This window comes from Sphingobacterium pedocola (genome assembly GCF_015209965.1).
GTDB classification, from domain to species: Bacteria; Bacteroidota; Bacteroidia; order Sphingobacteriales; family Sphingobacteriaceae; genus Sphingobacterium; species Sphingobacterium pedocola.
This window is the reverse complement of sequence record NZ_MU158691.1, coordinates 476,708-501,746: the sequence shown is the minus strand read 5'-3', so window position 1 is coordinate 501,746 and position 25,039 is coordinate 476,708. Positions and strand designations below refer to the sequence as shown.

General features: G+C 42.3%; 20 protein-coding genes. 10 read left to right on the top strand and 10 right to left on the bottom strand.

Annotation, left to right across the window (positions count from 1 at the left end; all coding sequences use genetic code 11):
• The first annotated feature begins 29 nt into the window (after positions 1 to 29).
• The 4 genes from C4F40_RS18085 (at position 30) to C4F40_RS18070 (ending at position 5,785) form a co-directional block, all read left to right on the top strand.
• The gene (locus C4F40_RS18085; protein WP_196940815.1) at positions 30 to 1,025 is read left to right on the top strand and encodes an LLM class flavin-dependent oxidoreductase; all 996 of its coding nucleotides are present in this window, start codon (positions 30 to 32) and stop codon (positions 1,023 to 1,025) included.
• Between the two features lie 578 nt (positions 1,026 to 1,603).
• Positions 1,604 to 2,584, top strand: a complete 981-nt coding sequence (sbnA, locus tag C4F40_RS18080) for a 2,3-diaminopropionate biosynthesis protein SbnA (protein ID WP_196940814.1) — start codon at positions 1,604 to 1,606, stop codon at positions 2,582 to 2,584.
• Positions 2,581 to 4,392 carry an FAD/NAD(P)-binding protein gene (locus C4F40_RS18075; protein ID WP_196940813.1) on the top strand — a complete coding sequence of 604 codons (1,812 nt, stop codon included), beginning with the start codon at positions 2,581 to 2,583 and terminating at the stop codon, positions 4,390 to 4,392. Before sbnA ends, C4F40_RS18075 begins: the two co-directional genes overlap by 4 nt.
• Positions 4,373 to 5,785, top strand: a complete 1,413-nt coding sequence (locus tag C4F40_RS18070; protein WP_196940812.1) for a type III PLP-dependent enzyme domain-containing protein — start codon at positions 4,373 to 4,375, stop codon at positions 5,783 to 5,785. Before C4F40_RS18075 ends, C4F40_RS18070 begins: the two co-directional genes overlap by 20 nt.
• Before the next feature lie 6 nt (positions 5,786 to 5,791).
• Here C4F40_RS18070 and C4F40_RS18065 read toward each other — a convergent pair whose 3' ends face one another.
• The 3 genes from C4F40_RS18065 to C4F40_RS18055 all read right to left on the bottom strand — a co-directional run bounded on the left by C4F40_RS18065 (position 5,792) and on the right by C4F40_RS18055 (position 9,150).
• Positions 5,792 to 6,871 carry an acyl-CoA dehydrogenase family protein gene (locus C4F40_RS18065; protein ID WP_196940811.1) on the bottom strand — a complete coding sequence of 360 codons (1,080 nt, stop codon included), beginning with the start codon at positions 6,869 to 6,871 and terminating at the stop codon, positions 5,792 to 5,794.
• A 6-nt stretch (positions 6,872 to 6,877) separates the two neighbouring features.
• Positions 6,878 to 7,483: a nicotinamide riboside transporter PnuC gene (gene pnuC / locus C4F40_RS18060; protein ID WP_196940810.1), complete on the bottom strand. Its 606-nt coding sequence runs from the start codon at positions 7,481 to 7,483 to the stop codon at positions 6,878 to 6,880.
• Positions 7,484 to 7,656: 173 nt separating this feature from the next.
• Positions 7,657 to 9,150, bottom strand: coding sequence for a malate:quinone oxidoreductase (locus C4F40_RS18055; protein WP_196940809.1), 1,494 nt, complete (start codon positions 9,148 to 9,150; stop codon positions 7,657 to 7,659).
• A gap of 274 nt (positions 9,151 to 9,424) precedes the next feature.
• Here C4F40_RS18055 and fabG point away from each other — a divergent pair, with 274 nt between their 5' ends.
• Positions 9,425 to 10,168: a 3-oxoacyl-[acyl-carrier-protein] reductase gene (gene fabG / locus C4F40_RS18050; protein ID WP_196940808.1), complete on the top strand. Its 744-nt coding sequence runs from the start codon at positions 9,425 to 9,427 to the stop codon at positions 10,166 to 10,168.
• Between the two features lie 61 nt (positions 10,169 to 10,229).
• Complete coding sequence (locus C4F40_RS18045) at positions 10,230 to 11,204, top strand: LuxE/PaaK family acyltransferase (protein WP_196940807.1); 975 nt, start codon at positions 10,230 to 10,232, stop codon at positions 11,202 to 11,204.
• A gap of 30 nt (positions 11,205 to 11,234) precedes the next feature.
• Here the strand turns inward: C4F40_RS18045 and ypfJ are convergent, their stop codons facing one another.
• Positions 11,235 to 12,101 carry a KPN_02809 family neutral zinc metallopeptidase gene (ypfJ, locus tag C4F40_RS18040; protein WP_196940806.1) on the bottom strand — a complete coding sequence of 289 codons (867 nt, stop codon included), beginning with the start codon at positions 12,099 to 12,101 and terminating at the stop codon, positions 11,235 to 11,237.
• A 647-nt stretch (positions 12,102 to 12,748) separates the two neighbouring features.
• On the opposite strand from ypfJ, the gene C4F40_RS18035 reads away from it, so the two are divergent.
• Positions 12,749 to 13,327 (top strand): PhnA domain-containing protein, encoded by a 579-nt coding sequence (locus tag C4F40_RS18035; protein WP_196940805.1) that lies wholly within the window; start codon positions 12,749 to 12,751, stop codon positions 13,325 to 13,327.
• 39 nt (positions 13,328 to 13,366) lie between these two features.
• On the opposite strand, the gene C4F40_RS18030 is transcribed toward C4F40_RS18035, so the two are convergent.
• Positions 13,367 to 14,362: a polysaccharide deacetylase family protein gene (locus C4F40_RS18030; protein WP_231390122.1), complete on the bottom strand. Its 996-nt coding sequence runs from the start codon at positions 14,360 to 14,362 to the stop codon at positions 13,367 to 13,369.
• Positions 14,363 to 14,690: 328 nt separating this feature from the next.
• On the opposite strand from C4F40_RS18030, the gene C4F40_RS18025 reads away from it, so the two are divergent.
• From C4F40_RS18025 to metQ, 3 genes are read left to right on the top strand one after another with little or no spacing between them, the layout of a single operon-like run.
• Positions 14,691 to 15,437: a methionine ABC transporter ATP-binding protein gene (locus C4F40_RS18025; protein WP_196940804.1), complete on the top strand. Its 747-nt coding sequence runs from the start codon at positions 14,691 to 14,693 to the stop codon at positions 15,435 to 15,437.
• A gap of 20 nt (positions 15,438 to 15,457) precedes the next feature.
• A complete protein-coding gene (locus tag C4F40_RS18020) occupies positions 15,458 to 16,114 on the top strand; it encodes a methionine ABC transporter permease MetI (RefSeq protein WP_196940803.1) in 657 nt (218 codons plus the stop codon).
• Between the two features lie 59 nt (positions 16,115 to 16,173).
• Positions 16,174 to 16,980 carry a methionine ABC transporter substrate-binding lipoprotein MetQ gene (metQ, locus tag C4F40_RS18015; RefSeq protein WP_196940802.1) on the top strand — a complete coding sequence of 269 codons (807 nt, stop codon included), beginning with the start codon at positions 16,174 to 16,176 and terminating at the stop codon, positions 16,978 to 16,980.
• Between the two features lie 586 nt (positions 16,981 to 17,566).
• Here the strand turns inward: metQ and C4F40_RS18010 are convergent.
• The 5 genes from C4F40_RS18010 to C4F40_RS17995 all read right to left on the bottom strand — a co-directional run bounded on the left by C4F40_RS18010 (position 17,567) and on the right by C4F40_RS17995 (position 24,851).
• The gene (locus C4F40_RS18010; RefSeq protein ID WP_196940801.1) at positions 17,567 to 18,679 is read right to left on the bottom strand and encodes a Gfo/Idh/MocA family protein; all 1,113 of its coding nucleotides are present in this window, start codon (positions 18,677 to 18,679) and stop codon (positions 17,567 to 17,569) included.
• Between the two features lie 137 nt (positions 18,680 to 18,816).
• Positions 18,817 to 20,697 carry an alpha-glucuronidase gene (locus tag C4F40_RS18005; protein ID WP_449325345.1) on the bottom strand — a complete coding sequence of 627 codons (1,881 nt, stop codon included), beginning with the start codon at positions 20,695 to 20,697 and terminating at the stop codon, positions 18,817 to 18,819.
• Positions 20,698 to 20,761: 64 nt separating this feature from the next.
• Positions 20,762 to 20,869: a hypothetical protein gene (locus C4F40_RS21820; RefSeq protein WP_390881659.1), complete on the bottom strand. Its 108-nt coding sequence runs from the start codon at positions 20,867 to 20,869 to the stop codon at positions 20,762 to 20,764.
• A gap of 31 nt (positions 20,870 to 20,900) precedes the next feature.
• Complete coding sequence (locus tag C4F40_RS18000; protein ID WP_196940799.1) at positions 20,901 to 22,304, bottom strand: MFS transporter; 1,404 nt, start codon at positions 22,302 to 22,304, stop codon at positions 20,901 to 20,903.
• 54 nt (positions 22,305 to 22,358) lie between these two features.
• Positions 22,359 to 24,851 (bottom strand): glycosyl hydrolase 115 family protein, encoded by a 2,493-nt coding sequence (locus C4F40_RS17995; RefSeq protein WP_196940798.1) that lies wholly within the window; start codon positions 24,849 to 24,851, stop codon positions 22,359 to 22,361.
• Positions 24,852 to 25,039: the final 188 nt, after the last annotated feature.

The window sequence follows — 25,039 nt, the reverse complement described above, 5'->3', positions numbered from 1 at the left end:
TTTTGCGCTCAAGAAGCAACAATATACGTATGAATCATATTAAATTATCCGCACTAGAATTAGCTACCGTTAGCAAAGGGAGTACCATCACCGAAGCCATTGAACGATCGGTTGTCGGCGCCCAACATATCGAAAAATTAGGATACCATCGGATCTGGTTTGCCGAACACCACAACATGCCACATATCGCAAGTTCGGCCACTTCGGTATTAATAGGGCATGTAGCTGGCCACACCAGCACTATCCGGGTGGGATCAGGTGGAATTATGCTACCCAACCACTCTCCGCTCGTCATTGCCGAACAATTTGGCACATTAGAAAGCATCTATCCCAATCGTATCGATCTGGGACTCGGCAGAGCCCCCGGCACGGATCAGGTGACCGCGATGGCCTTACGCCGGAATAACCTAAATACATCGTTTTATTTCAAGGATGATGTATTGGCACTTCAACAGTACTTTGATGAGAACAATGTTCAGGCTAAAGTGCGTGCTTTTCCGGGGGAGGGACAGCATATTCCTATTTATATATTAGGATCTAGCACGGATAGTGCTTATCTCGCTGCAGAATTAGGACTTCCTTATGCATTTGCGGCTCATTTTGCTCCTGCCATGTTATCCCAGGCCACCGAAATATATCAAAAGAATTTTAAGCCGTCAGTACAGCTACACGAACCATATACGATGGTTTGTGTAAATATCGTAGCTGCAGATTCGCATGAGGAAGCAACATACCTTTCCACGAGTTTATTCAACATGTTTGCTGGCATTCTCACCAATCGACGAATGCCCTTATCCCCGCCTACCGAGAAACCCATTTACGATGGCATAGCTGAAATCGAACAAGCGGTTCAAAGCATGGTATCCTGTACCTTTATCGGTACCGAAAAGGATATTCGCTCGGAAGTAAGAGATTTTATAGCCCGTTATCAGGTTGATGAGATCATCACTACAAATTATATCTTCGACGATGTTAAACGCCTGCGTTCTTTTGATATTACAGCTCGTGCGTTGTTAACGAAATAGGTTAAAATGAAGGTTTATTTTAATTATTTTTCTTTTGTCGCTTGGACCGCGACAGGTCGACACTTTTGACCGCAAAAGTGTCCAAAACTCGTCGCTGTGCCGGCTCGACACGACGGTGCACCATTCCTGCTATTGTCGACCCGCCAAGGCGACATTTGTCGGGTATGAAAGGATCGTGCTTTATCCTTAAATATTATTTTATACTTCCGCTGAACCGAAAAGGACGACCTAGGTCGATGTAGCGTTAAGAAAGCTTTTGGATTTGCGTTAAGAACAGATCCCCCAAGTGAAACGGCTTGGAGCTGTTTAGTAAATCCAAAAGCTTTTAGCGTAACATTGACCAAGTCTTGATTTCTTTGTTTCTTTATTCATCAAGGAATAAAGAAAGCCCCGTCGCGGCGAGCGACAAACTAATTAAAATAAACCTTCCTTTTTTTTACACTGAACCCTACCGTCAGAATGCTATACATTCAAAACCAAATGTATTACGCCCTCAAACGATACACTATAAGCGCGTACTAGCCAGCGAAACAAAACCTACTCTCAAATTGTTATTAAGTAGCATTAGCACTTAATATATGATCAAAAATAAGACGATGGAAGGGATACTATCCCTAATTGGAAACACACCTTTAGTACATTTAGAAAATATATTTGCAGAATACAATTTCGACTTTTACGGTAAAATGGAGATGCAGAACCCTGGGGGAAGCATTAAAGACAGGACATCTTACCGAATAATTACACATGCATTCCAGGAAGGAAAAATAAGCAGTGATACGGTGATTATTGAATCCACCTCCGGTAATATGGGGATTGGTTTAGCACAGGTCTGTTTATATTATGGACTGAAATTGATACTGGTGGTAGACCCTCATATCAATGCTCAGGCCACTAGGTTATTGGAAACATATGGCGCTGAATTTGTCGTTGTCACCGAACATGATGGCAAGGGAGGATACCTCAAAACCCGCTTGAAAAAGGTAGAAGAATTATTGGCTAAATACCCCAACTCTTTCAACCCCAACCAATATCACAATCACGACAATCCCCTCGCTCATCGACATACTGTAAATGAAATTCACGAATCCCTAGGTTACTTTCCCGACTATATATTGATTCCCACGAGCACCTGCGGTACCTTAATGGGATTTGCGAAAGAACTGCATCGTCAAAAAGCAAAAACAAAAGTAATAGCAGTAGACTCCGTCGGATCGGTAATTTTTGATGATATACCGCAGTTACGCCGTATTCCAGGAATGGGATCCAGTCAACATTCACATTTTCTAGATCAGAATTTGATAGATCAGGTGATACACATCCACGATGAAGAATGCATTACCGGATGTCATGAACTCCTAAAAAAAGAAAGTATTCTAGCAGGAGGCTCCTCCGGTGCGATCATTTCCGCTATTGAAAAAATAGCAAACAAAATCGAGCGAAAAGCATCGGTTGTCGGCATATTCGCTGATCGAGGCGAAAGATACCTCGATACAATATATAATAAGGAATGGATAAGTCGCTATTTCCCCCATACCGTAAAAATAAAAAATGTATGATTTGGCGATCAGAACATATTGCAAAACATGTCTTACAATCAGAGAAAAAAACAATTTATAAGACACTTGATATCAATAATATAAATACACATGATGAAACAATCCATATCGCTATAATAGGTGGAGGGCCCAAGGGATTTTATGCACTGGAACGACTTTTAGCAACCCTAAAAGATGTGGATATGACTACAGAGCTGGAAATTCATGTTTTCAACAGCAATTCCTTTTTTGCATGTGGCCAAAACTATCGTCCCGATCAACCCGACAACTTACTCATCAACTATGCAATCGGCAACATCGACGCATGGGAAGTACAGCCAGCACCTCAAATCGTACAAAAACGATTGGATCTGACAGATTGGATCAAGTGCAATAAAGTTTCGCACAGCCCTGAAGTTAACCCCCGGGATTTTGCTTCACGCGAACTGGTGGGCTATTATTTGATAGACTGCTTCCAACAGGTATTGCATGCTGCTCCTGAAAAAATATCAATCCGTCTGATTACCCAGCAAATTAACAATATCACGGAGTTAGGTGCTACCTATAGATTACACAGCGATGAAGAAATATTTCCATTTGTTTACCAGTCGGTTATGCTAGTTACGGGAAACAGTTACATTAACCCATATTTAGATCGTGCTCGGCAATATCCCCACGTCACCTGTTTTAATTCCGCCTATCCGATCCGCGATTTAGATCGCATACCTGATCAAGCAGAAGTAGCTATACAAGGATACGGACTTACGTTTACAGATGTGGCACTTCACCTTACCGAAGGCCGCGGCGGACGTTTTGAGGCCCATAATAATGAGCTTGTCTACATCCCTTCGGGAAGAGAACCTTTGCTTTATCCCTACTCCAGAAACAATTTAACGATGGTGCCACGCAGTGGAATGTTACCCGAAGAACAATATGAGCTGTTGTTTTTTACAGATGAGTACTTAGAAAGTATACAAAAGCGCAGTCCAGAGAATAAGATATCCTTTAAGAAAGATATTTTGCCGATCCTGAAGAAAGAAATTCAATATGCCTATAACAGACTGGCACGTGAGGATGACGGCCTAACAGAAATGGAAGTAATCGATAGGCTCTTCTTTCCCAACAAATACATCAGTGGCACGCAGCTTGAGGACTATCACCAGTACATGGTAGACCATACCCGCTATATTCAAGAAGAAGCCGACAGAGGGATTTCCAAAAGTCCGCTGATGCTTGCCGTACACGCTTGCCGGGCATGCCTCCTTCAAATGACGAAAGTTTATAACTTTTCTGGAATGGATGGCAAATCCCAAGAATATTTTGACAAGCACTGGATAGGCAATATGAATAGACTTAGTTTCGGTCCTCCAACAACAAACAGTAAAAAGATACACGCATTGCTAAAAGCAGGATACATCCGAAGCAAATTTGGTACGCTTCCTACTGTACAATTCAATACGGAGGGTTTACAACTTACCAACGGTTACTATACAAAGACGTTTAACTACCATATCGATGGTCGCATTGCCAAGCCTAATTTGACCCAAGGCAATCATCCTTTGTACAGTAATCTATTTAAAAGCGGATTGGCAAAGGAGCTTATCAACGATAATTACCGCACTGGATCTATAGCGATCCATCCAGACGGAAGACTTGCCGGAAAAGAAAAATCAATGATATATGTGTACGGAACGCCCACCGAGGGCAATGTACTGGATAATGACACCCTTTCTCGCAAATCATATAATTTTGGTAATACCTGGGCACAGAAGATTGCTAATTTAGTCACCATCAAGTACGAAAAAGAATATGAACACAGCAGCCGATAAACACACCCCGTTAACACCGATAACCGCACCCTGGGTACACGAGATCGTGCGTAATAAGAAATTATTAAACGAGGCGATAGCACACCATCATTCTCCAATTAATATCCATGATGTACGCAGTTTCGAAGAAAACATAGCCGGATTTAAAAGTGTCTTTCAAAAATACGAACTCAAACATCAGGTATTTTTCGCCAGGAAAGCGAATAAGGCACTCGCTTTTGTGAAATCCGCCAAACGGATTGGTGCCGGAATAGATACCGCTAGTTTCCGCGAATTAGATCAGGTCTTACACGAAGGGGTTCCCGCAACTCAGATTGTGCTTACAGCCGCTGTAAAAAACAGCAGACTTCTTGAATTAGCCATCAAAAATCAAATACCTATTACCATCGATAATATAGATGAATGTAATCTTATCCATGAGACCTGTGAAAAACTGAATACCCAGGCCCAGATATTGGTACGGGTAAGTGGATTTGAATTTATGGGACATCAGATGCAGAGCAGATTTGGCTTTGCTATCGATATCGCAAAAGACTTGATTAGTCAAACCTTAGCTTCCCTATTCCCCCGATTTAATTACATTGGACTTCATTTTCATTTAAACGGTTACTCCATTCCCCAGCGTGCAGAAGCGTTGCTTCAATGCCTTGTATTAAGTGATAGCCTTCGCACCGAAGGCATCGACACGCAGGTCATCGATATAGGCGGAGGCTACCTGATCAACTACTTATCCTCCCGGCAAGAGTGGGATTTATTTATAGCAGAATTAAAATCGTCGGTACTCCACCAACGCTCTGCAGTCACCTATGACCGGGATCCACTTGGAATGACCATTTTGGACGGACGTATCTATGGAGAACCTGCTGTATACCCCTATTACAATGAGGTAAACAAGGCACAGTTTTTAGAAGAAATCTTAGTATATAAAAATAGCGACGGTATTCCCATACATCAACTCATTCACGACCGTAGCATAGAAATTAGGATAGAACCAGGTCGTAGCACACTCGACCAGGCAGGCATTACGGTTGCGAAAGTAGCCTTTCGAAAACCCGATACCAATGGTGAGCTATTGATCGGATTAGAAATGAACCGCACGCAATTGAGGAGTTCAAGCGCAGATTTCTTGTCAGATCCGATCCATCTTTCAACGGCAGCGCACAGCGAGGAAGAAGAATATTATGGGTATTTAGTTGGCGCCTATTGCTTAGAACAGGAATTTATTCTAAAGCGTAAGATTAAATTCAACACATTCCCTCAGGTTGGCGATTTAATTTTATTCGTCAACACGGCGGGCTATATGATGCATTTTTATGAGTCTGAAGCGCATCTATTTGAGCTAGCCACAAACTTAGTGTACGATGCAGACAAACAGCACCTGATAGAAGATTAACGACGGTTAATCTTCTATATTTAACAAACTATGTTGACTGGCCGTAAATAAATTCCGAAATACGATATTCAACTCGCTGTCCCGTTGGGCCGCGTAAATTCCCGCCAAGGGGTACAATTCCACCACACTGCTTCTAATCTCGCTTACGATTGCATGTGATTTCAAATGGATCTGATCAAAAATATGTTCATTCAAAACAGGATCCTCTATAACATTCTCCCACGATTCAACGGTAAGTTCCCGTACGATATGCATTTCCTGCTCTAAATACGTACGCTTACGATCGATCAGCTTAAAGCGATTCTTAGCATATTTATCTGCCCAGGCGTCACTTTTTGATTTTTCAAAAAAATACTTCTCCATTAAATCCAAAAATCTACGGTACATTCCCGCATAGTTGGCCAATAAGGTGATTTCTGCAAACGGCAAGAAAGGATAATTATATAAGTGGCCCGATGAAAGACGGTGCGCAGGCGAAATCGTAAAAGAGTTTGATACAGGCACCACTAATTTAGCTATGGAAAAACTATGGCTGGCTGTGCATTCCAATCCGATGGTATCCCAATCGTAATGAATCAAAACACTGTCCCGCTCCACGAAGAACGAGCGTACAACCGGATTCTGTTCATCATCCAATTGCGGCACACCATCCTCAAGGATAAAACAATTTAAGGTGAAATGCGTAAGATGCGGTGCTCCCGTAGCATATTGCCATTCTCCGCTAATTTCATACATGCCTTGCCTAAGATTAGCTACTCCTCCTACCCGTCCGCTGCCTCCCCAACATACCTTCCGCTGCGAAAATATTGCTTTAGCATTGCCCGGTTCCAGGTATCCGGCAAACATATTGGCTCCAGAACATAGTGTAACCGTCCATCCCAATCCCCCATCCAGATAAGCTAATTCTTCCAGCAATGAAAAACCTTCAACGAGGCTGAGCTCCAATCCGCCATAATTTCGCGGTACCCATATATTAAACCAGTTTTCTTCATATATCATTTCCAACTGCTCGACGACTAGTCCTTTATGTTGTATGGACGGCGTTTGATAGTCTTTTATTAGTGCCTTATTTTTAAGAGATATCATAGCAAATTAGTTAAGTTGAAGACGCATGATTCTCTTCCATTTTAGAAATCCAAATATCGCTACGATGAACAAAAACGAAGTAAGTGCCGCAAAAAGATAAAGATCTTTATGGATCAAAAGAGGAACAGCGAAAAAGTTACTGATATTTAGCAATATCCAATTCTCAATTTTTCGTTTAGCTAATAACCACATCCCTGCCCACGCTGTAGCGGTTACCCAAGCATCCCACATGGGCACGTCAGAATCGGTGATTCCCTTTAAAATAAAATAGAAAAGAAAAAAGCCGCCGAAAACAATCCCGCCTACTACCTGCCATTCCTTTTTACTGCAGCTGCTGATCGGTCGGTCTTTAGCCTCCTTGTTAGTCGTCCAGTACCACCACCCATATATACTCATGATTAGGTAGTACATATTGAGTGCAATTTCGGCATACAATTTTGCACCAAACAGGACATACATGCTCAATGTAACGGAGAGTATCCCAAAAAAATAATTCGATACTTTGTTGTTTTTGGATAACAGTACCTGGATGATTCCAAATATAACAGCTAATCTTTCCAACCAGGAGGTTTGCTGGAAAGCAGTCACGATATGTTCAATTATTATTTCCATTGAAGTGAGTTAAAAGTAACTACACTTACGGAACTGCCTTAAGACGTGATCTAGAAATTAATCCCTACGCCGGCATTATCCGGATCAGGTTCCTACCTGTTACAGGTATTGGGTATAATCTCAGCCTTTTAATAGAGTCGTCTCTATCTTAGCACCCCATAAGTTTGTTTAACTTATTTTAGTTTTAATACGGTATGCGTTTTTTCACGTGTGTATGCACACAACTGTTGGTCATCGTTTAATGACTTTCCCCAAGAAGGGATCATTTCCCTTAATTTCTTACGGTATTCATCTGATTTCGCACGCTCTGGAAAACATTTTTTCAACAGCTGAATCATGATCGCCACCGAAGTCGAAGCGCCTGGCGAAGCACCCAGCAATGCAGCAATAGAACCGTCTGCACTCGACACCACTTCTGTGCCAAACTCTAATACCCCACCGTGTTTAGGGTCCTTTTTGATGACCTGCACACGTTGTCCCGCCTTTTCAATAGCCCAGTCTTCTAACTTGGCCGTTGGCATAAATTGTTTCAACGCGTCCAACTTGTCCTTCGGATTTTTCATTACTTCGGTTATCAAATACTTCGTTAATGGCAAATTATCTAATCCTGCAGAAAGCATAGGTTTGATATTCGACAGTTTGATGGAGGCAGGAAGATCGAAATACGATCCTTTTTTTAAGAATTTGGTTGAAAATCCCGCATATGGGCCAAACAACAACGCCTGTTTTCCATCTATGTAACGCGTGTCCAAATGTGGTACCGACATAGGTGGAGCTCCCACTGAAGCCTTACCATATACTTTGGAGTGATGTTGGTTGATGATCTCTTCATTCATACAGCGTAACCATTGCCCACCTACCGGAAAACCACCATATCCTTTTGCTTCCGGAATACCGGATTTTTCCAGCAACAGTAACGAATGGCCTCCAGCACCGATAAAGACAAATTTGGCAATAATCTCACGCTTCTCACCCGTTATTAAATCTTTGACCTCCACTTCCCAACGTCCATCATCCTCACGTTCTATATCTTTTACCTCCTGATTCAAAGAAAGTTTAATATTATCTTTTTGATCGAGGTGGTTTATCAAATCTTGGGTGAGCACGCCAAAATTAACGTCTGTACCAATCTCCATCTTAGTCGCAGCGATAGCTTCATTCGGATCGCGGCCTTCCATCATCAGTGGAATCCATTCCTCTAGAAGCGTCTTTTCCTCCGTATATTCCATTCCCTTGAACAGATTCTCCTTCGTCAATGTTTCAAAGCGGGTTTTTAAGAAATTTACATCTTTCTCTCCAAATACCGCACTCATATGTGGCACTTGTCGTATAAACTGTTCAGGATTGGTAATTACGCCTTTTTCAACTAGATAGGACCAAAATTGTTTTGATACTTCAAACTGCTCTGCTATTTTAATCGCTTTATCGATTTCAACAGAACCATCAGGGCGTTGGGGCGTGTAATTCAGTTCACATAGGGCAGAGTGTCCTGTTCCCGCATTATTCCATGCATCCGAACTTTCTGCGGCAACAACATCTAAACGTTCTAATATCTCAATATTGACAGCTGGATTTAATTCATTGATAAGTGTACCCAACGTAGCACTCATTATACCACCTCCAATAAGAACTACGTCAACTTCAGTTTTTTGTTTTTTCTTGCCCATGTCTATCTAATTGGGTGCAAAATTAACATTCAGAATCGGTTATTTCGAATGGTTTTGTCAAAATTCTTTCATTTCCCTAATGAAATTGTAAAAAACAGCATTTCAATTACACTTTTAAAAACACTTGGCCCCTCTAAATAATTGCCAGCTATATTAATATAAGTTTATTTTTGGATTACAAGTAGAATTTAACACTTTTGTGGTGAGGATGAATAACATGCGGAAACGCGGGGGAAGGATAAAAGACAACAATGCAACAACAACTAGATTACATATGAAATTACTTGAGGGAAAAACAGCTTTAATAACAGGAGCTTCAAAAGGGATAGGTCGTAAAATTGCTGAAGTATTTGCCCAACAAGGGGCTAATGTAGCATTTACTTATTTATCTTCAGTAGAAAAAGGGCAAGCATTGGAACAAGAGTTACAAGCGTTTGGAACGCAAGTTAAAGGTTATCGCTCAGACGCTTCAAAATTCGATGAAGCCGAGAAGTTGATAGACAGCGTAGTAGCCGACTTCGGAACCATAGATATCGTTGTGAATAATGCAGGTATTACAAAGGATGGCCTATTGATGCGGATGACCGAAGAAAACTGGGATGACGTCATTAACATCAATCTGAAGTCTATCTTCAACGTATCTAAAGCCGTTTCCAAAGTAATGATGAAAAATCGTAAGGGAAGTATTATCAATATGAGTTCGGTAGTAGGGGTACAAGGTAACGCCGGGCAGGCGAATTATGCTGCTTCTAAAGCAGGTATCATTGGTTTTTCAAAGTCCCTCGCCAAAGAGCTCGGATCTCGTAATATCCGTACCAACGTTGTTGCTCCAGGATTCATCCGTACCGAGATGACAGAAGTATTGGATCCCAAAGTGGTTGCAGGATGGGAAGCTAATATTCCGTTAAAACGTGCCGGCGAAGCAGAGGATGTGGCCAACGCATGCCTATTCTTAGCCTCAGACCTTTCCGGATATATCAACGGCCAAGTATTACCTGTCTGCGGCGGTATGTTATAAGAAATACAATACACGCTGCCAGTGGCTGGCAGCGTGTATTGTTATATCACCTGTTTGGAAAATGGTAACACATCTATTTGATATTTCAGATAATCATCAATTTAATGCGGCAGCATTGGCTACATTCCGCTATCAATATGAACATACCTTAGTCTACCGCCAATATGTAACCCATCTCGGGGTTCAACCCGACCAAGTTGATCATTATACAAAAATTCCGTTTCTACCGATTCAGTTTTTCAAAACGCAAGCAATTATTGTAAAAGGCACCACTCCTGAAATTACGTTTACCAGTTCGGGTACCACAGGTATGGTGACGAGCCGGCATCCCGTAGCCAATCTACAGGTATACGAAATGAGTTTTCGAAAAGCTTTTAAACTGTTTTATGGTGATATAGAAAACACGGCTATACTCGCCCTCCTTCCGTCCTATCTAGAGCGATCGGGATCGAGCCTTATTTATATGGTAGATGATTTGATAAAATCTTCCTGTCAAGAAGAAAGCAATTATTTTCTTTATAATCATGAAGATCTATATCAGGTATTACAAAAATTGCACATCAAGGGCACAAAAACTATTCTCATCGGTGTTACATATGCCTTATTGGATTTTATTGAAAAATACACAATCGACTTTCCTGATCTCATTGTGATGGAAACAGGTGGCATGAAGGGCCAACGGAGGGAGATGGTTCGCCATGAACTGCACGAATTGTTGTGTAAGGGATTTGGAACTTCCACCATTCATTCCGAATACGGTATGACAGAACTACTATCACAAGGGTATTCCTACGGGCGCGGGCTGTTTAAAACACCTCCGTGGATGAAGATATTGATTCGTGACACCAACGATCCACTGACGCTGCTAGACAACAGAAAAACAGGGGCTATAAATGTCATTGACCTGGCAAATTATTATTCCTGCTCGTTTATTGCTACGCAGGATTTGGGTAGATGCCACGAAAATCATGATTTCGAGATCCTCGGCCGCTTTGACAATGCCGATATTCGCGGTTGTAATTTATTGGTTCAATAGCGTTTACCTTAAAACATTCTTGATTGATTGTTATTGCAAACTCGGATCATTAAATGTATTACCCGCATTCATATCTCCGGTATCATATCCTTTTTTAAACCAATATGCCCGTTGTTCTGAGGTACCGTGCGTAAAGGATTCGGGATTAGCATGCCCTGTGGCCTGCTCTTGAAGGTGGTCGTCGCCAACCGCTGCTGCAGCACGCATGCCGTCTACAATATCATCGTAGGTCAATTCAATGTCCGTTAGTTTGTTGACATGATGAGCCCATACACCAGCATAAAAATCCGCTTGCAACTCCGTCATAACCGAAATTTTATTGTAGTCCCGTTCGCTCATCTGCGCCCGCATGGCATTGGTCTTGTCCATTACACCAAATACATTCTGAATATGATGTCCCACTTCATGGGCAATTACATACGCTAAGGCAAATTCGCCTTTAGCGCCAAATTTCTCAGACAGCTCTCTATTAAATCCCAGGTCGAGATACACTTTATTATCTGCAGGGCAATAAAAAGGTCCAAAGTGAGACTGTCCGTAACCGCAGCCTTCGGTTGCAGTACCTTCAGTATATATCACCATCGCCGGCGTTGGATAGGTTTTCCCTGCCTGCTTAAATAAATTAGACCATACATCATCTGTACTAGCCAGCACGACATCGGCAAAATCCAATAGTCGATCCTCTTCGGGAGTAGACTGATACTCCCCTTGCTGGGTTGCATTAACTGCACTACCACCACCCATCTGATCCAATATCTGCGCAGGATCTCCGCCCAACAATAAACTAACCACCAGTACAATCACTCCACCAATACCACCAAGCGTCAGTTTCTGCCCACCAGACATTCCTCTTCTATCCTCAATGTTTCCGCCTCTACGGCCTCCTTGCCATTTCATAATTCAGCTATTTAATGATTAACATTTTTTTTCTAATCAATGATACAAAATCTTTGCCATAACTTTCTTATCGCATAAGTAAAGTTGAAGGGAAGTGAAAAAGGAAGGTTTATTTTAATCAATTTTCTTTTGTCGCTTGGACCGCGACAGGTCGACACTTTTGACCGCAAAAGTGTCCAAAACTCGTCGCTGTGCCGGCTCGACACGACGGTGCACCATTCCTGCTATTGTCGACCCGCCAAGGCGACATTTGTCGGGTATAAAAGGATGGTGCTTTATCCTTAAATATTATTTTATACTTCAGCTGAAGTTAGAAAGGACGACCTAGGTCGATGTAGCGTAAAGAAAGCTTTTGGATTTGCGTTAAGAACACATCCCCAAAGTGAAACGGCTTGGAGCTGTTTAGTAAATCCAAAAGCTTTTAGCGTAACATTGACCAAGTCTTGATTTTTTGCTTCGTTTTTTATCAAGAAAAAATGAAGGCCCTGTCGTGGCAACGACGGAAAGGTAATGCGGTGGGCAAAAAAGATGATTAAAATAAACCTTCTTTAACATCAACAATAAAAAACACTCCACTGATACCTTCAAATTAGCTAATACGCTTCAAAAAGATTTTAATTTCGTATTTTCGCGCAAAATCAAATCAGATGAATCTCGAGAAACAACTTATAACGCGCAGCGGAGGAATATGTGAATTATGTACAGCTACAGAAAACCTTTCCATATATGAAGTACCCCCTATTTCTGTAGCAACGAGTGACAATAGTATTTTGCTCTGTCAGATTTGTTTGGGACAGATTGAAAAAAAAGAACAATTAAATCCAGAACATTGGAAAGTGCTGTCGGACAGCATGTGGTCTGAGTATCCTGCTGTACAAGTAGTTGCTTGGCGAATACTAAGCCGATTGAGAAATGAAAGCTGGGCATCGGATAATCTGGAAATTCTTTATTTAGCCGAGGAAAATTTAGAATGGGCAAAGAAAACCGGTGATCACGAACAGGACGGCACCGTAGAATTTCATCAGGATTCCAATGGTACGCGATTATATGAAGGAGATACAGTCGTTCTTACCAAAACGTTAGACGTTAAGGGATCCTCATTAAGTGCTAAACTGGGTACAGTAGTTAAGAATATAAAATTAGTTGCCGACAATACCGATCAAATAGAAGGAAAAGTAGAAGGTCAGACGATTGTAATTCTCACCAAATATCTACGCAAAGGATAAAAAACGGGCTGTTAAAATTTAGCAGCCCGTTTTTTAAGCCTAGTACCTCTTCGGGTAATCTTCTATAAAATCAAATTGGTAATCTTCGCGTTTAAGACTGTCGATAAGGGCTGTCAGCAGCAATTGTCCCTTCTTATTCTGAAACATATCGTCGTGCATCAGTAAAACCACATTATTAGGCGTAAGCGAACTCTTATTATTCATGAAGTTCCGGATTCGATGATATATCTCCCCTACCGACTGTATCGGTTTGCCGGTCAAGCCATGAATTCTCCACTCAACATCCCACCCGTAGATCTTGTACCCATTGGTATACAGTAAATCCGCTGTACTCGATCCACTTTGCAGATCTATCTTCCGCACGTCATCATATATCCAGATATTTCGGCCAGGCAGACGAATGATCTTATGCGTTAGAGCCAGATCAATTTCATTCTTTTCAAAATCAGCAAATGCCGTGTTCGGGTTGCTGTAAAACGCACTGAATTTGTTCATTCCATGCGTATACGAATGGTTGTAGCACCCTACCCGCGGATTTGACCGGTATTTTTCAAGATCTCGCTTCAGACGCTTGCTCATATTAGCATGTCGTCCGACCAAAAAAGCATTTATTTTTATATCCTTCGCAGTTGCAATGGAATCAATTGCTGCACTACCGATCAACGGACCATCATCGAATGTCAAGTATACATGTTTCGGTTTGGAATCAAATTCCCGTCGCAAAGAATCCTTCAAATGTCTTTTCTGCAGCTTGATATCGACAGGATTGATACTGTCTACGTGGAATTTAATTAGATTCTTTTGTAAAGAATCCCATTTTGTAATCAGTAACGGGCTTTTTTTTGATTCCGACTGTACGAGTGCCGAATCAACGACATCAAGAGCAGTTGTATCCGCTGCCCCAACATAACCCAAGGTAGTGCTAGAGCTATGCTGGCATGATGTAAATTCCAATAAAATTACAATTGATAATATGGACAGCATATTCCCTCTCCCGATCTTGGCCATTTTATACCACAAAATTAAAGTGTGCATTATTTTAACGCAAAAATAGCTTTTTTCACTAGACAAAACCAATCTCAATTAAAGTATTTTCCACAAACACCTTAAATAGCAGAAAATTTTTATTGCGACACGCACAAACATTTTCTAAAAGAGAATCTCGCTTCCCTATTTCACGCTCCGGTAAAAGAGCGGACTTGCTTCAAACCGAACAACATACCTCAATAATATAGACCAATCTGATAGATTTTATTATATATAATAAATTAAACACCTTATCTTAGCCCCATAAAACTATATTGTTGAAAAAAAACATTCATCACAGGCTATCGGTATATGATGGATACTTTCGCAAAAGTATATGATTCATTTAGACAAAGTAAGTAAGGTATTTCATAAAAAAAATGGTCGGGTAGACGCCTTAAAAGAGGTTACGCTACACATCGAAAAAGGAGATATCTTTGGCATCATAGGTTCATCCGGCGCAGGCAAGAGTACATTGATCCGTACCGTTAACCTACTTGAAAGACCAACCTCAGGACATATTTTCTGGGATAAGGTTGATTTGGCTAAGTTGGGAGATAAGGCACTTATTCAAGTCCGACGTAAGATTGGGATGATATTCCAACAATTTAACCTCCTCTCTTCCCGTTCCGTATATGACAATATTGCGTTACCACTCGAACTCATCGGCACACGTAAAGAAGTGATCCGCAGCAAAGTAGAGCGGTTACTTGAACTAGTGGATCTCCTCGATAAAAAAGATGAGTATCCCGCAAATTTATCCGGCGGACAAAAACAGCGGGTCGCCATCGGGAGAGCCTTGGCATCAGATCCGGAAATACTGCTTTGTGATGAAGCAACCAGTGCGCTCGACCCCCATACCACGCGGTCGATACTCGCTCTGTTAAGAAAAATAAACCGCGAATTGGGCATCACCATCATCCTGATCACACATGAGATGGAGGTTGTACGCGCAATCTGCAACCGGGTAGCGGTAATTGCACATGGTGAGATCATTGAGCAGAATGATGTGGAATCGCTATTTCTGAATCCACAAACACAGGTTACCAAAGATCTACTCAACCCGTCTCTACGAATCGATTAACTTAAACAACCGTAATACGTATGTCTGAAGGAATATTTTGGTTACTATTAAAAGGCACTTGGGAAACTATTTTTATGACCTTTACATCTGGATTTTTCAGTTTTTGTATCGGTTTGCCCTTAGGGATCTTTTTATTTGTTACCCGTCCCGGCCAATTAATGGAAAACCGTTCGCTATACCGCACGACGGCCTTCTTTGTGAACGTGTTCCGTTCGATCCCATTTATTATTCTTATCGTATGGATGATTCCGTTTACCCGCATGCTGGTCGGCACTTCCATCGGTATGCAGGCTGCTATCGTACCGCTCAGCATTGGTGCAGCTCCCTTTGTCGCCCGACTTGTCGAAAATTGCTTATTGGAGATACCGCATGGTCTTATTGAGGCGGCCCGTGCTATGGGCGCTACGCCCATACAGGTGGTGCGTAAAGTACTTATCCCCGAAGCTTTACCAGCATTGATCAACAGTGCTTCGGTCACATTGATTACACTGGTCGGTTACTCCGCTATGGGGGGCGCGGTAGGTGCAGGCGGACTAGGACACATCGGTTATCAATACGGATACGTCGGGTATGATGCGCTGATTATGAATACGGTGCTAGTTCTGCTCGTCGGTATTGTCTTTCTTATCCAATTCGCGGGCGACAGGCTGTCCAAACGCGTAGACCACCGCAAATAATAAGGTCTGCTGGCCTTCTCCGAGATATTAATTAGGTTTATACATTTAAAAAACATATTATGCATACAGCTTTCAAATCAATAATAGGTCTTATGGCTATCGCCATTACCCTATCCTGTTCTTCCAATTCCAATAACGAGAATATACTGAAGGTCGGCGTACAATCCGGACCGGAGTATGTATTGGCCGAAACAGCAAAAAAAGTAGCAAAGGAAAAATACAATCTGGATGTCGAACTCGTCACATTTAATGATTATGTGATGCCCAATGAAGCGCTGCGGCAAAAAGATATCGATGCCAATGTATTTCAGAACAAACCCTATCTCGATGTGCAAGCGAAGAACAGAGGGTACGACTTTGCCATATTAGGCAATACATTTGTCTATCCAATGGCGGGCTATTCCAAAAAAATAACATCCATCGACCAGCTTAAAAATGAAGATACCGTTGTTATCCCGAATGACCCCACTAACCTGGGGAGAGCCTTGCTATTGCTGCAGGAAGTGGGACTTATCAAGCTAAAGGAAGGCAACAATTTACTTCCTACATTACAGGATATTACGGAGAATAAGAAAAACCTGCGTATTCTGGAACTAGAAGCACCCCAGTTGCCACGTACATTGGACGATGACAAGGTAGCGGTAGCAGTAATCAACAATAATTTTGCGGCAAGCCACCAGCTCACGGCCAAAAAAGACGGCATTTTTGTAGAAAGTGGTAAATCGCCATATGTCAACGTTATCGTTAGCCGCAAAGACAACAAGGACGACGTAAAACTAGCCGATTTTGTAAAATCATATCAATCCGAGGAAGTTGTACAAGCTGCAGAAGAAGCCTTTAAAGGTGGTGCTATCAAAGGCTGGTAAAAATAGATAATATTATTTCTCGATCTTACTACGTTGATGGCGACTCTATAGATTGAGTTACTTTTTTAACCAAAAATTTTGACTATTTCACTTTAGCAAATACCCAAGATGAGATAAAGCATTATATTCAGGAGGTCCATCTAACAAATAAAACCCAAACAGCGGGAAGTTTTATAAGAAGTCGTTACCCGAACTTGTTCTAATGCTTCCCACTTATTGAAGCTAATTTGTATAGCCTTCTTTATATTTATTAAAAACAGATCCAACCAATACACTGTAGCAAAACTTATAAAATAAGATAAGCTTCAGTCTCGTGTTTTTTTCCCTGCACAAATAATATTCAACGCTATAAATCGAACAACAAGAAATGTAAGCCTTTGCTAAGAAGCATACACTCCGTATAGGATGACCACACCCTAAATAAAATGAGGCACGTCTAATCAATGAAATATATGCCAAAGTAGGATTTTTTTGGTAGTATCCCATATTTACAAAATTATTTAAGAGAGTGTCTCGCCATAAAAAAGATCTACTGCTTCTTATTGTACCAAATTGAACGTTCCTCTTGTATGCCATTTATTCAGTTTCACAAACTCAAATCAACAACCTTCCCTGTTCTTGCACTTTCGCGTGCAGCATCAAGGATCTCGATAACAATCAGGTTATTTTCCAGGGAAGAGAGATCTTCAGCTGACACGTCTGCTGTTTTATGAATGGCAGCTGAAAAATAGCTAAAGGGATTGTCAAACGGGATGGAATCTGAAGAAAGACGCGCTTGTGTGGCACTTTTTTCATTTTTTAAACGGTAGGATATATTATTCCCGTCCAGTGCTTTTATATATCCATGTACGCCATAGGCTTCCATGTCCTTGCGCGAAAATGGCCAGTTCCATGAACCCTGAATGATGGCCTGTGCCTTTGGATATTTGACCACGATAGTGGCTTCGTCGTCGACATGTGGATAAATGTGAGGCTTAATTTGATTTAATGTGGCCGAAACGGAGAGTGGTCGTTCGTTTTTCATAAGCCATGTCATAAGATTGGCACCATAACAGCCGAAATCGATAACAGCTCCTCCTCCATTCTGCACCGGATCAGTCAGCCACGCGAGAAACTCCTCGTTACAGCCTATCTCCTTCGGCCCTTCATGTCCGTCGCAGATGACAACTTTGCGCAGCTCGCCAATGGCATTATCTTTTTCAACCATATGATATAATTTCTGATTGCTGGCATACCAGGTTGTTTCGTAATTGGTCAATAACAGGATATTATGTGCTCGCGCTAATGTCGCCATCTCTGTAGCGTGGTTCATATTCACCGCAAGTGGTTTTTCGACCATGACGTGAATACCGCGGGGTGCACAAGCCTTAACCGTACTCAAATGCTGATAGATAGAATTGAACGCCATCACGCCCTCTGGTTTTGTTTTTTCGACCATCTCTTCAACCGAATCGTATACGATGTTCATATCAAACCCATATTGTGTAGCCAACCGTTTAGCTAAGTCTCTATTCGGCTCTGCTATGCCGACAATTTGAATTGCTGCATTTGATTTTCCTATATGCTGTAAGGCGCCATGTACATGACTATGGGTAAGTCCGTCAATACCGATGCGCGCCTGTTTTGACTGAGCGAAGGCCATGAATAGCAGTAAAGAGCAGCAAGCGGTTAACAATGTTTTTCTGATGATTGTTCTCATACTTGATTTTCTATATTTCATCTATCGTACCTCGCTTTTGGGTAATTTATTTGTGATTAAGGATTTATAAAGATAAATTTAAAGAATTAATAATATGAAAAAAATCGAATAGTATCTTTTACTTGCTTTCTAAGCCTTTAATTATGATGGATTAAATTTAATTTAATTTTCTTCAGGTCTTCTAACTCGTGTACAGGCCGTTCAATATCATATGGAATGGGCTGACGGGCGAACGTCTTAAAATAGAGCAGACAGGCGTCTTTCCACCAGACGGCGTCTTTCGCTTGGATCTTGAGCTTCGACTGTACCGCTGCGAAGCGTTGACTATCGACCTGGTGCTCTAATCTATCCCAAGCTTTTTGCAATTCGCGTACCTGTTGTACACCCGCATCGTACCGGTAACACAGCTCCTCCCACATTGTACGGCCACTCTTCATTCGGTGTGTCCAAGACACATGATGAAACCACAGCAAAAGACTGTCCGGACAGGAGGTAATATCACCGTATATCTCATCAAGAGGTGGGAAATATTGGGATACGGCATCGCTTCCGCTTGCGGTACGATCGAACCCCATGCCTACCGTATCGGCATTATGATAATACCAGGGCATCCAGTCTGCCCGACCACCTTTTCGATCGCCCCAGGGTTCTGGTCCGTAATGATGATCGAAAGCAAATATATGGTGTAGCCCCAATGGCATCATGTAATTCACCACCGCTTCTCTTGATGTCATCATGATTTCCTTTACAGCATGGACCAGTTGTTCTTCCCGTGAGAATGTCAGGCTAATCCATTCTTCTGCTATTTGTTCAGACGAAAGCTGATGATCCCATGCGAGCCGCCCAAAGGCGTACCAATTAGCCTGTGCAAAGTGATGCCCGGTCCAATTGGTATCTTCACCAATATTTGCTACGGCAGAGATTGCCGTTTTTTTCGCAGGCCTTAATGTGCCGTCCGTCAACTTTGCAATGGTGCTTCCTTTGCCATCGGAATAGGTGTCGCTATCCAATGTCTCCTTGAACAGGGGGGCGAGGTAAACTAAGTGATTTGAAAACCCAAGATACTCTTGTGTTATCTGGAATTCGACCATCTCGCTGCTCTTCCGCAATGCGCCAAATAACGGATTAAACGGTTCTCTTGGCTGAAAATCTATCGGTCCGTTTTTGATCTGGATGATTACATTTTCGCTAAATTTTCCATCAAGCGGCACAAACTCCTGATAGGCCTGCTTCGCACGATCTTCTGTCGTTGGATTGTAAACGAAGGCTCGCCACATCACCAGACCATCATAAGGCTTTAATGCATCAGCAAGCATATTTGCCCCATCGGCATGCGTTCGTCCATAATCTTGCGGGCCGGGCTGTCCTTCTGAGTTGGCTTTCACTAAAAAACCACCAAAATCGGGAATCGTCCGATAAATTTCTTTCACTTTATTCTTCCACCAGGTGCTGACATCGGGATTCAACGGGTCCGAATCCTTGACACCGCCTATTATCTTCGGCGACGAAAAGTTGATCGAAAGATATACTTGTATGCCGTACGGCCGAAAAATATCAGCCAGTGCTTTTACTTTGAGCAGATAATCCGGACGAAGGATGTCTGGCGAAGCATTGACGTTATTTAACACGACGGCATTAATTCCTATGGAAGCATTCGCACGTGCATAGGCTGCATACCGGGGAGATATCTGGGTAGGAAGCTCCAGCCATTTCCACAGCGATCGGCCAGCATAACCCCGTTCTATTGTGCCATCTAGGTTATCCCAGTGATTGAGAATACGTATATCATATGCTGGAATTTCTGTTAGATCGACTCCCCGCAGGTCTTTACCTTCGCCCTGCAAACGTAGCAGATGATAGGCTCCATACAATAGGCCTCTATCCTGTTGGGCGAGTATCTGCAAACCGCTTCCGGTCCATTTAATCTGATAGCCCTCTCCGTATTCCCTTTTCTTTTTATCAATCACCAATTCAACCGCCGGTCCACGCCAATAGTCGTCCAACTCGGCCTTAGCCATAAGCGCTACGGGGCCGCTCGATGTCGATCTGATTTGACGCCTGCCCGCCTCGGCAGCTGTTACCTTATCGTAGCGTAACCACAATTGACTTCCGTCCGCTGCTGCTAGCACAAGCGGTGAAAGAAGAATACAGCATAAAAAAAGTTGTAGCTTGTTTGATAGCATGTCGTATTGTTATTGATCGGTTTACTCGTATTAACTTTCTATCTCGCTCCGATCTCTAGATTAATTTTGTCGATTACCTCATCCGTTAACTTGTATTTCGAGATGATAAACATTGCAGCAATCAACAATAAAGCTGGAACTACGGCAACAAGCCATAAAATCCCCCGTTCGGCAAAAGCGGACTGCGTGACGTTGTTTTTTTCATCAAATCCTACGTAGGCCAGCACAAGGCCGGGAACGATGCCACCAAGAGCCATCCCTGCCTTGTAGAAAATACCGGTTAAGGCATTTACAATACCCGAAATACGTTTACCTGTAGCGCGCTCTCCGTAGGAGATTACTTCGGGAACTAAGGCCCACATATAGCCCGTAGCGACGATAACTCCAGTTGATTTAACAAACTGCGCGACGAATACCAACCAAATCTGTGTTTTCAGCGCAGGTACAATAGAAATGATATACAGCATAGCCATGCCTGCAATAGCGATGCTCAAAAATACGTAAAACATCTGCTTTTTTCCGATCGCCCGTTTAATGGCAGGCACCAGCGGCATAAAAATAAATGCGGGGATAGATCCTAATGCCATAAAGTAAGGCAACATTTCGGGAGCTTGTACGTTGTAAATCATATAATATGAGCCTGCCGAATTTCCTATCGCCATCATCGCAAACGCGGTAATAAAGAAGAAAGCAAGCACGCGCAAGGGGCCATTGTGTTTAAATTCGGTCCATAAATCTGAAACTTTAACATTTTCGGTTTCCTTTTCATCCATTACCACGCGCTCTTTGGTCTGTGTATAGCAAAACACCAGCATTGCCAGACCAGCAAGTGCATAAATAGTCATCGTAATAAACCAGGCTTCTCCCGACTCTTTCGAGTTTATTTTGCCATCGGGAGAAAAATATTGAACAACAATGGGCACGCCATAACCAACAGCCAACCCGCCAAGGTTTGCCATAAACATCCTGACCGCTGTTAACTTGGTAATTTCATCTGTATCACGTGTCAATGAAGCGTTCAATGCGCCATAAGGAACATTGATCAACGTGTACAGCATAGAAAGACCTACGTACGTACTATACGCGTAAAACAAGGAACCCGAAAAGCCATTCCAAAAACAGAGAATAGCAAAACCGGTAAGCGGTATACCTCCTAAAATAAGGTAAGAACGATATTTACCCATTTTGGGATTACGCTTGTCGACGAATGTGCCTACTATGGGATCCCAGATGACATCTACTATCCGTACCACTAAAAACATAACTCCTGCCGATGCTGCAGATATCCCAAATACATTGGTATAAAAAATAAGCAGGTACATCGAGACCGTTTGGTAAATCAGGTTTTGAGCCAAATCGCCCGAACCGAATCCGATGCGTTGCACTTGCGAAAGTTTATAGAACCCTTTGGATTCATTGGTTAATTTCTTTTCAGCGTTCATGATATCATTAAGTAACTTCTATACGAATTATTAAATTGTCTGGCACCTATTCTACTATCTATGTGCACTTTGTGGTGGCCCTAGATAGGAAGGCTTTAATCCCCCCAGATCGAGGATCACTTTTTGTATCACAATACCATGCTCCAACGGACGTATGCGGATACGATATTCACCCGTCGATTTGAATTCATGATCTGTTGTACTTGCTATAATACGATTGGCTTGCCAAGCACCCAGCTCTCCTTTATAATGTCCGTTGAGATTAACAACCTGCTCAACACCATCGTTGATAGAAACGGCATAGCGTAATCCCTTATTGCCATTAAAATTTAAGGTGGGCGAGACGAGCAAAATAAGCTTTCCCTTTCCAGGTGTTTCGACCGATACCTTGTACTCAATATAGACCTCTTCCGTGAGCGGTGCGGTTACCGGCATGGTTGTTAACGCGGATTGGGTCTTACCTAAATTAGGGATCTCCGTCCATTTCACATCTTGTGAATTGCTGGCATTTGCATAGTTCATCACCTCTATAGATACATAACCATCTTTTTCCAGAAATACGTTTACATCGTCCGCGGCGGCACTGGATTCGACATACGTTACGCCTGGCATAATAGCTTTAGGGGGATTGTTCCAACTCGTATATCCGATTCTTACCTGATCCATCATGTGTTTCCATTTTCCATCTACGATGGTATTAAAATGCTGTGTGAGCAACGAATCGCGTACAAAACCTTCTTTTACCTTATCTGCCCAAAAATTCGCCTGACTATCCTTCATGGAAGCGTAATATTCGTTTTGTGCCTTGGCATAATACATGTCATATAGATTTGACATACCATTGATGGGAAATAACACCAATTGGTCAAAAGAATCCTTCAAGTGGGCCGGCATTAGATTATAGAGGCGCATTGCACGAACGAGTAGATCGCGATAGTCGTTTACTACGGTTTCGAATTCCTTATAGTTTGTTAGGCTAAATGTGCTATGGTTTAGCAGTTCCGGTGTAACACGGTGATTATACTTTGTATAGGTATCGATAAGATGTGCGGCTTCTTGCGCATATGCCTCCCCAAACTGTTGTGCACACCACGTTTCCGTATGTGCCAATAAATTGATGGCATTAAATTGATTCGGATTCCACGCCATATCCAGAAAAAACGAAATCGGATACTCCATAGGTTTTAAATCACCCACATTGACCACCCATATGCGATCTACTCCATGCTGATAGGTTAAATTCATCTGTTCCCATACCCGCTGTACCTGACTGACGTTTAACCACTTCGTGTTACGCGGGGCTCCAACGTAATCAAAGTGATAATACATGCCGTATCCGCCCTTCCGCTTTTTCCCATTTAAATCTGGCAGTTTTCGTACATTACCCCAGTTATCATCGCAGAAGAGCAAGGTTACATCATCGGGCACGCGCATTCCAGCATCATAATAATCTTGTACTTCCTTATATAAAGCCCATACTTGCGGTGTGTGTTCTGCCTTTTTACCTGTTACTTCTTCGATTATCTTCCGTTGGTCTTTTACAATTTTCTCCAGCAGACCCATATTCTGGTCTTCACTCATCGGCTCGTCTCCATCTCCCCGCATGGCAATGGTGATCAGGCTTTCCCAGTTTTTGGTGCGTTGCATACCTCCTCGCCAAAATTCTTGCAACCCTTTTTCGTTTTTACTGTAGTCCCAAGCACCGCCATTTCCATACCTCTTCCACTCTTGCTGCGCACGCCCCATAGGTTCATGATGGGAGGTACTCATCACAATCCCCATTTCGTCTGCCAGTTCGCCATTACGCGGATCATCGTCGTAAAACGCATTTCCCCACATCGCGGGCCATAAAAAATTGGCTTTTAGCCGCAGCAGGAGTTCGAATACCTTTTCGTAGAACTCTTGGTTGTATCCTCCAAAGGTAGCCCGTGCCCAACCACTAAGCGCAGGCGCCTCGTCGTTTAGGAAAATTCCACGGTAGCGTACAGCGGGTTCGCCCTGTGTATAGACACCTAGCCTAGCGTACAGTTCGGTCCGCTTTTCAACAGGCACATCTGCCCAATAGTACCAGGGGGATACACCGATTTGTGCCGACAACTCGTAGATACCGAATATAGTCCCACGTTTATCGCTGCCTGCAATGATCAAGGCGGAATCAACTCCGGGAGTTGGGTTTACAACAAGTTGAATAATAAATTTTTCATTTTTCCCTTGTAATTGATCCCCTGCTATTTTCTTTTCGGTGATGAGTTTATCAATTACTGCAGAGTTTCCGACTGTTCCGATGATAATTTGACATTTATGAGCCGCCTCCGAAGGATAATTGGCCGTTACCCGTTTAAAATCTTCTTTAAGGCTGTGGATCGCTCTAACTACGCCCTTATGATCATTAACGTCATAAGTAATAGGAATGGGGATTCCGGCGCTAACCAGCGTGAAATCGCCTAAGGATGCTACGTCGTGAACAAAAGATGGGATGTGCTGACTATACACACCCACTGTGCTCCATAGAAGAACAAAGGTCCATATTAAACGCTTAAATATCATCTGCAAATTTTCATTAAGGTTTATAGCAAAAGTTTATAATTAATACGGGTATCGCTTATATGCGACATCGTACAGCAGTAAAGGTAGGAAGACATAATTCGGAAAACATGAAACATATGTTTTAGAAACCAGTAAAAATGTTTACAAAAGGATCTGTCGAAGCCTAATTCACATCATTTTCAGTCATA

What these genes read in the sequence shown, in the direction of transcription:
- C4F40_RS18085 (WP_196940815.1), top strand. Translation starts at nt 30, where the DNA reads ATGAATCATATTAAATTATCCGCACTAGAATTAGCTACCGTTAGCAAA.
- sbnA (WP_196940814.1), top strand. Translation starts at nt 1,604, where the DNA reads ATGATCAAAAATAAGACGATGGAAGGGATACTATCCCTAATTGGAAAC.
- C4F40_RS18075 (WP_196940813.1), top strand. Translation starts at nt 2,581, where the DNA reads ATGATTTGGCGATCAGAACATATTGCAAAACATGTCTTACAATCAGAG.
- C4F40_RS18070 (WP_196940812.1), top strand. Translation starts at nt 4,373, where the DNA reads ATGAACACAGCAGCCGATAAACACACCCCGTTAACACCGATAACCGCA.
- C4F40_RS18065 (WP_196940811.1), bottom strand. Translation starts at nt 6,871, where the DNA reads ATGATATCTCTTAAAAATAAGGCACTAATAAAAGACTATCAAACGCCG.
- pnuC (WP_196940810.1), bottom strand. Translation starts at nt 7,483, where the DNA reads ATGGAAATAATAATTGAACATATCGTGACTGCTTTCCAGCAAACCTCC.
- C4F40_RS18055 (WP_196940809.1), bottom strand. Translation starts at nt 9,150, where the DNA reads ATGGGCAAGAAAAAACAAAAAACTGAAGTTGACGTAGTTCTTATTGGA.
- fabG (WP_196940808.1), top strand. Translation starts at nt 9,425, where the DNA reads ATGAAATTACTTGAGGGAAAAACAGCTTTAATAACAGGAGCTTCAAAA.
- C4F40_RS18045 (WP_196940807.1), top strand. Translation starts at nt 10,230, where the DNA reads ATGGTAACACATCTATTTGATATTTCAGATAATCATCAATTTAATGCG.
- ypfJ (WP_196940806.1), bottom strand. Translation starts at nt 12,101, where the DNA reads ATGAAATGGCAAGGAGGCCGTAGAGGCGGAAACATTGAGGATAGAAGA.
- C4F40_RS18035 (WP_196940805.1), top strand. Translation starts at nt 12,749, where the DNA reads ATGAATCTCGAGAAACAACTTATAACGCGCAGCGGAGGAATATGTGAA.
- C4F40_RS18030 (WP_231390122.1), bottom strand. Translation starts at nt 14,362, where the DNA reads ATGCACACTTTAATTTTGTGGTATAAAATGGCCAAGATCGGGAGAGGG.
- C4F40_RS18025 (WP_196940804.1), top strand. Translation starts at nt 14,691, where the DNA reads ATGATTCATTTAGACAAAGTAAGTAAGGTATTTCATAAAAAAAATGGT.
- C4F40_RS18020 (WP_196940803.1), top strand. Translation starts at nt 15,458, where the DNA reads ATGTCTGAAGGAATATTTTGGTTACTATTAAAAGGCACTTGGGAAACT.
- metQ (WP_196940802.1), top strand. Translation starts at nt 16,174, where the DNA reads ATGCATACAGCTTTCAAATCAATAATAGGTCTTATGGCTATCGCCATT.
- C4F40_RS18010 (WP_196940801.1), bottom strand. Translation starts at nt 18,679, where the DNA reads ATGAGAACAATCATCAGAAAAACATTGTTAACCGCTTGCTGCTCTTTA.
- C4F40_RS18005 (WP_449325345.1), bottom strand. Translation starts at nt 20,697, where the DNA reads ATGGCTAAGGCCGAGTTGGACGACTATTGGCGTGGACCGGCGGTTGAA.
- C4F40_RS18000 (WP_196940799.1), bottom strand. Translation starts at nt 22,304, where the DNA reads ATGAACGCTGAAAAGAAATTAACCAATGAATCCAAAGGGTTCTATAAA.
- C4F40_RS17995 (WP_196940798.1), bottom strand. Translation starts at nt 24,851, where the DNA reads ATGATATTTAAGCGTTTAATATGGACCTTTGTTCTTCTATGGAGCACA.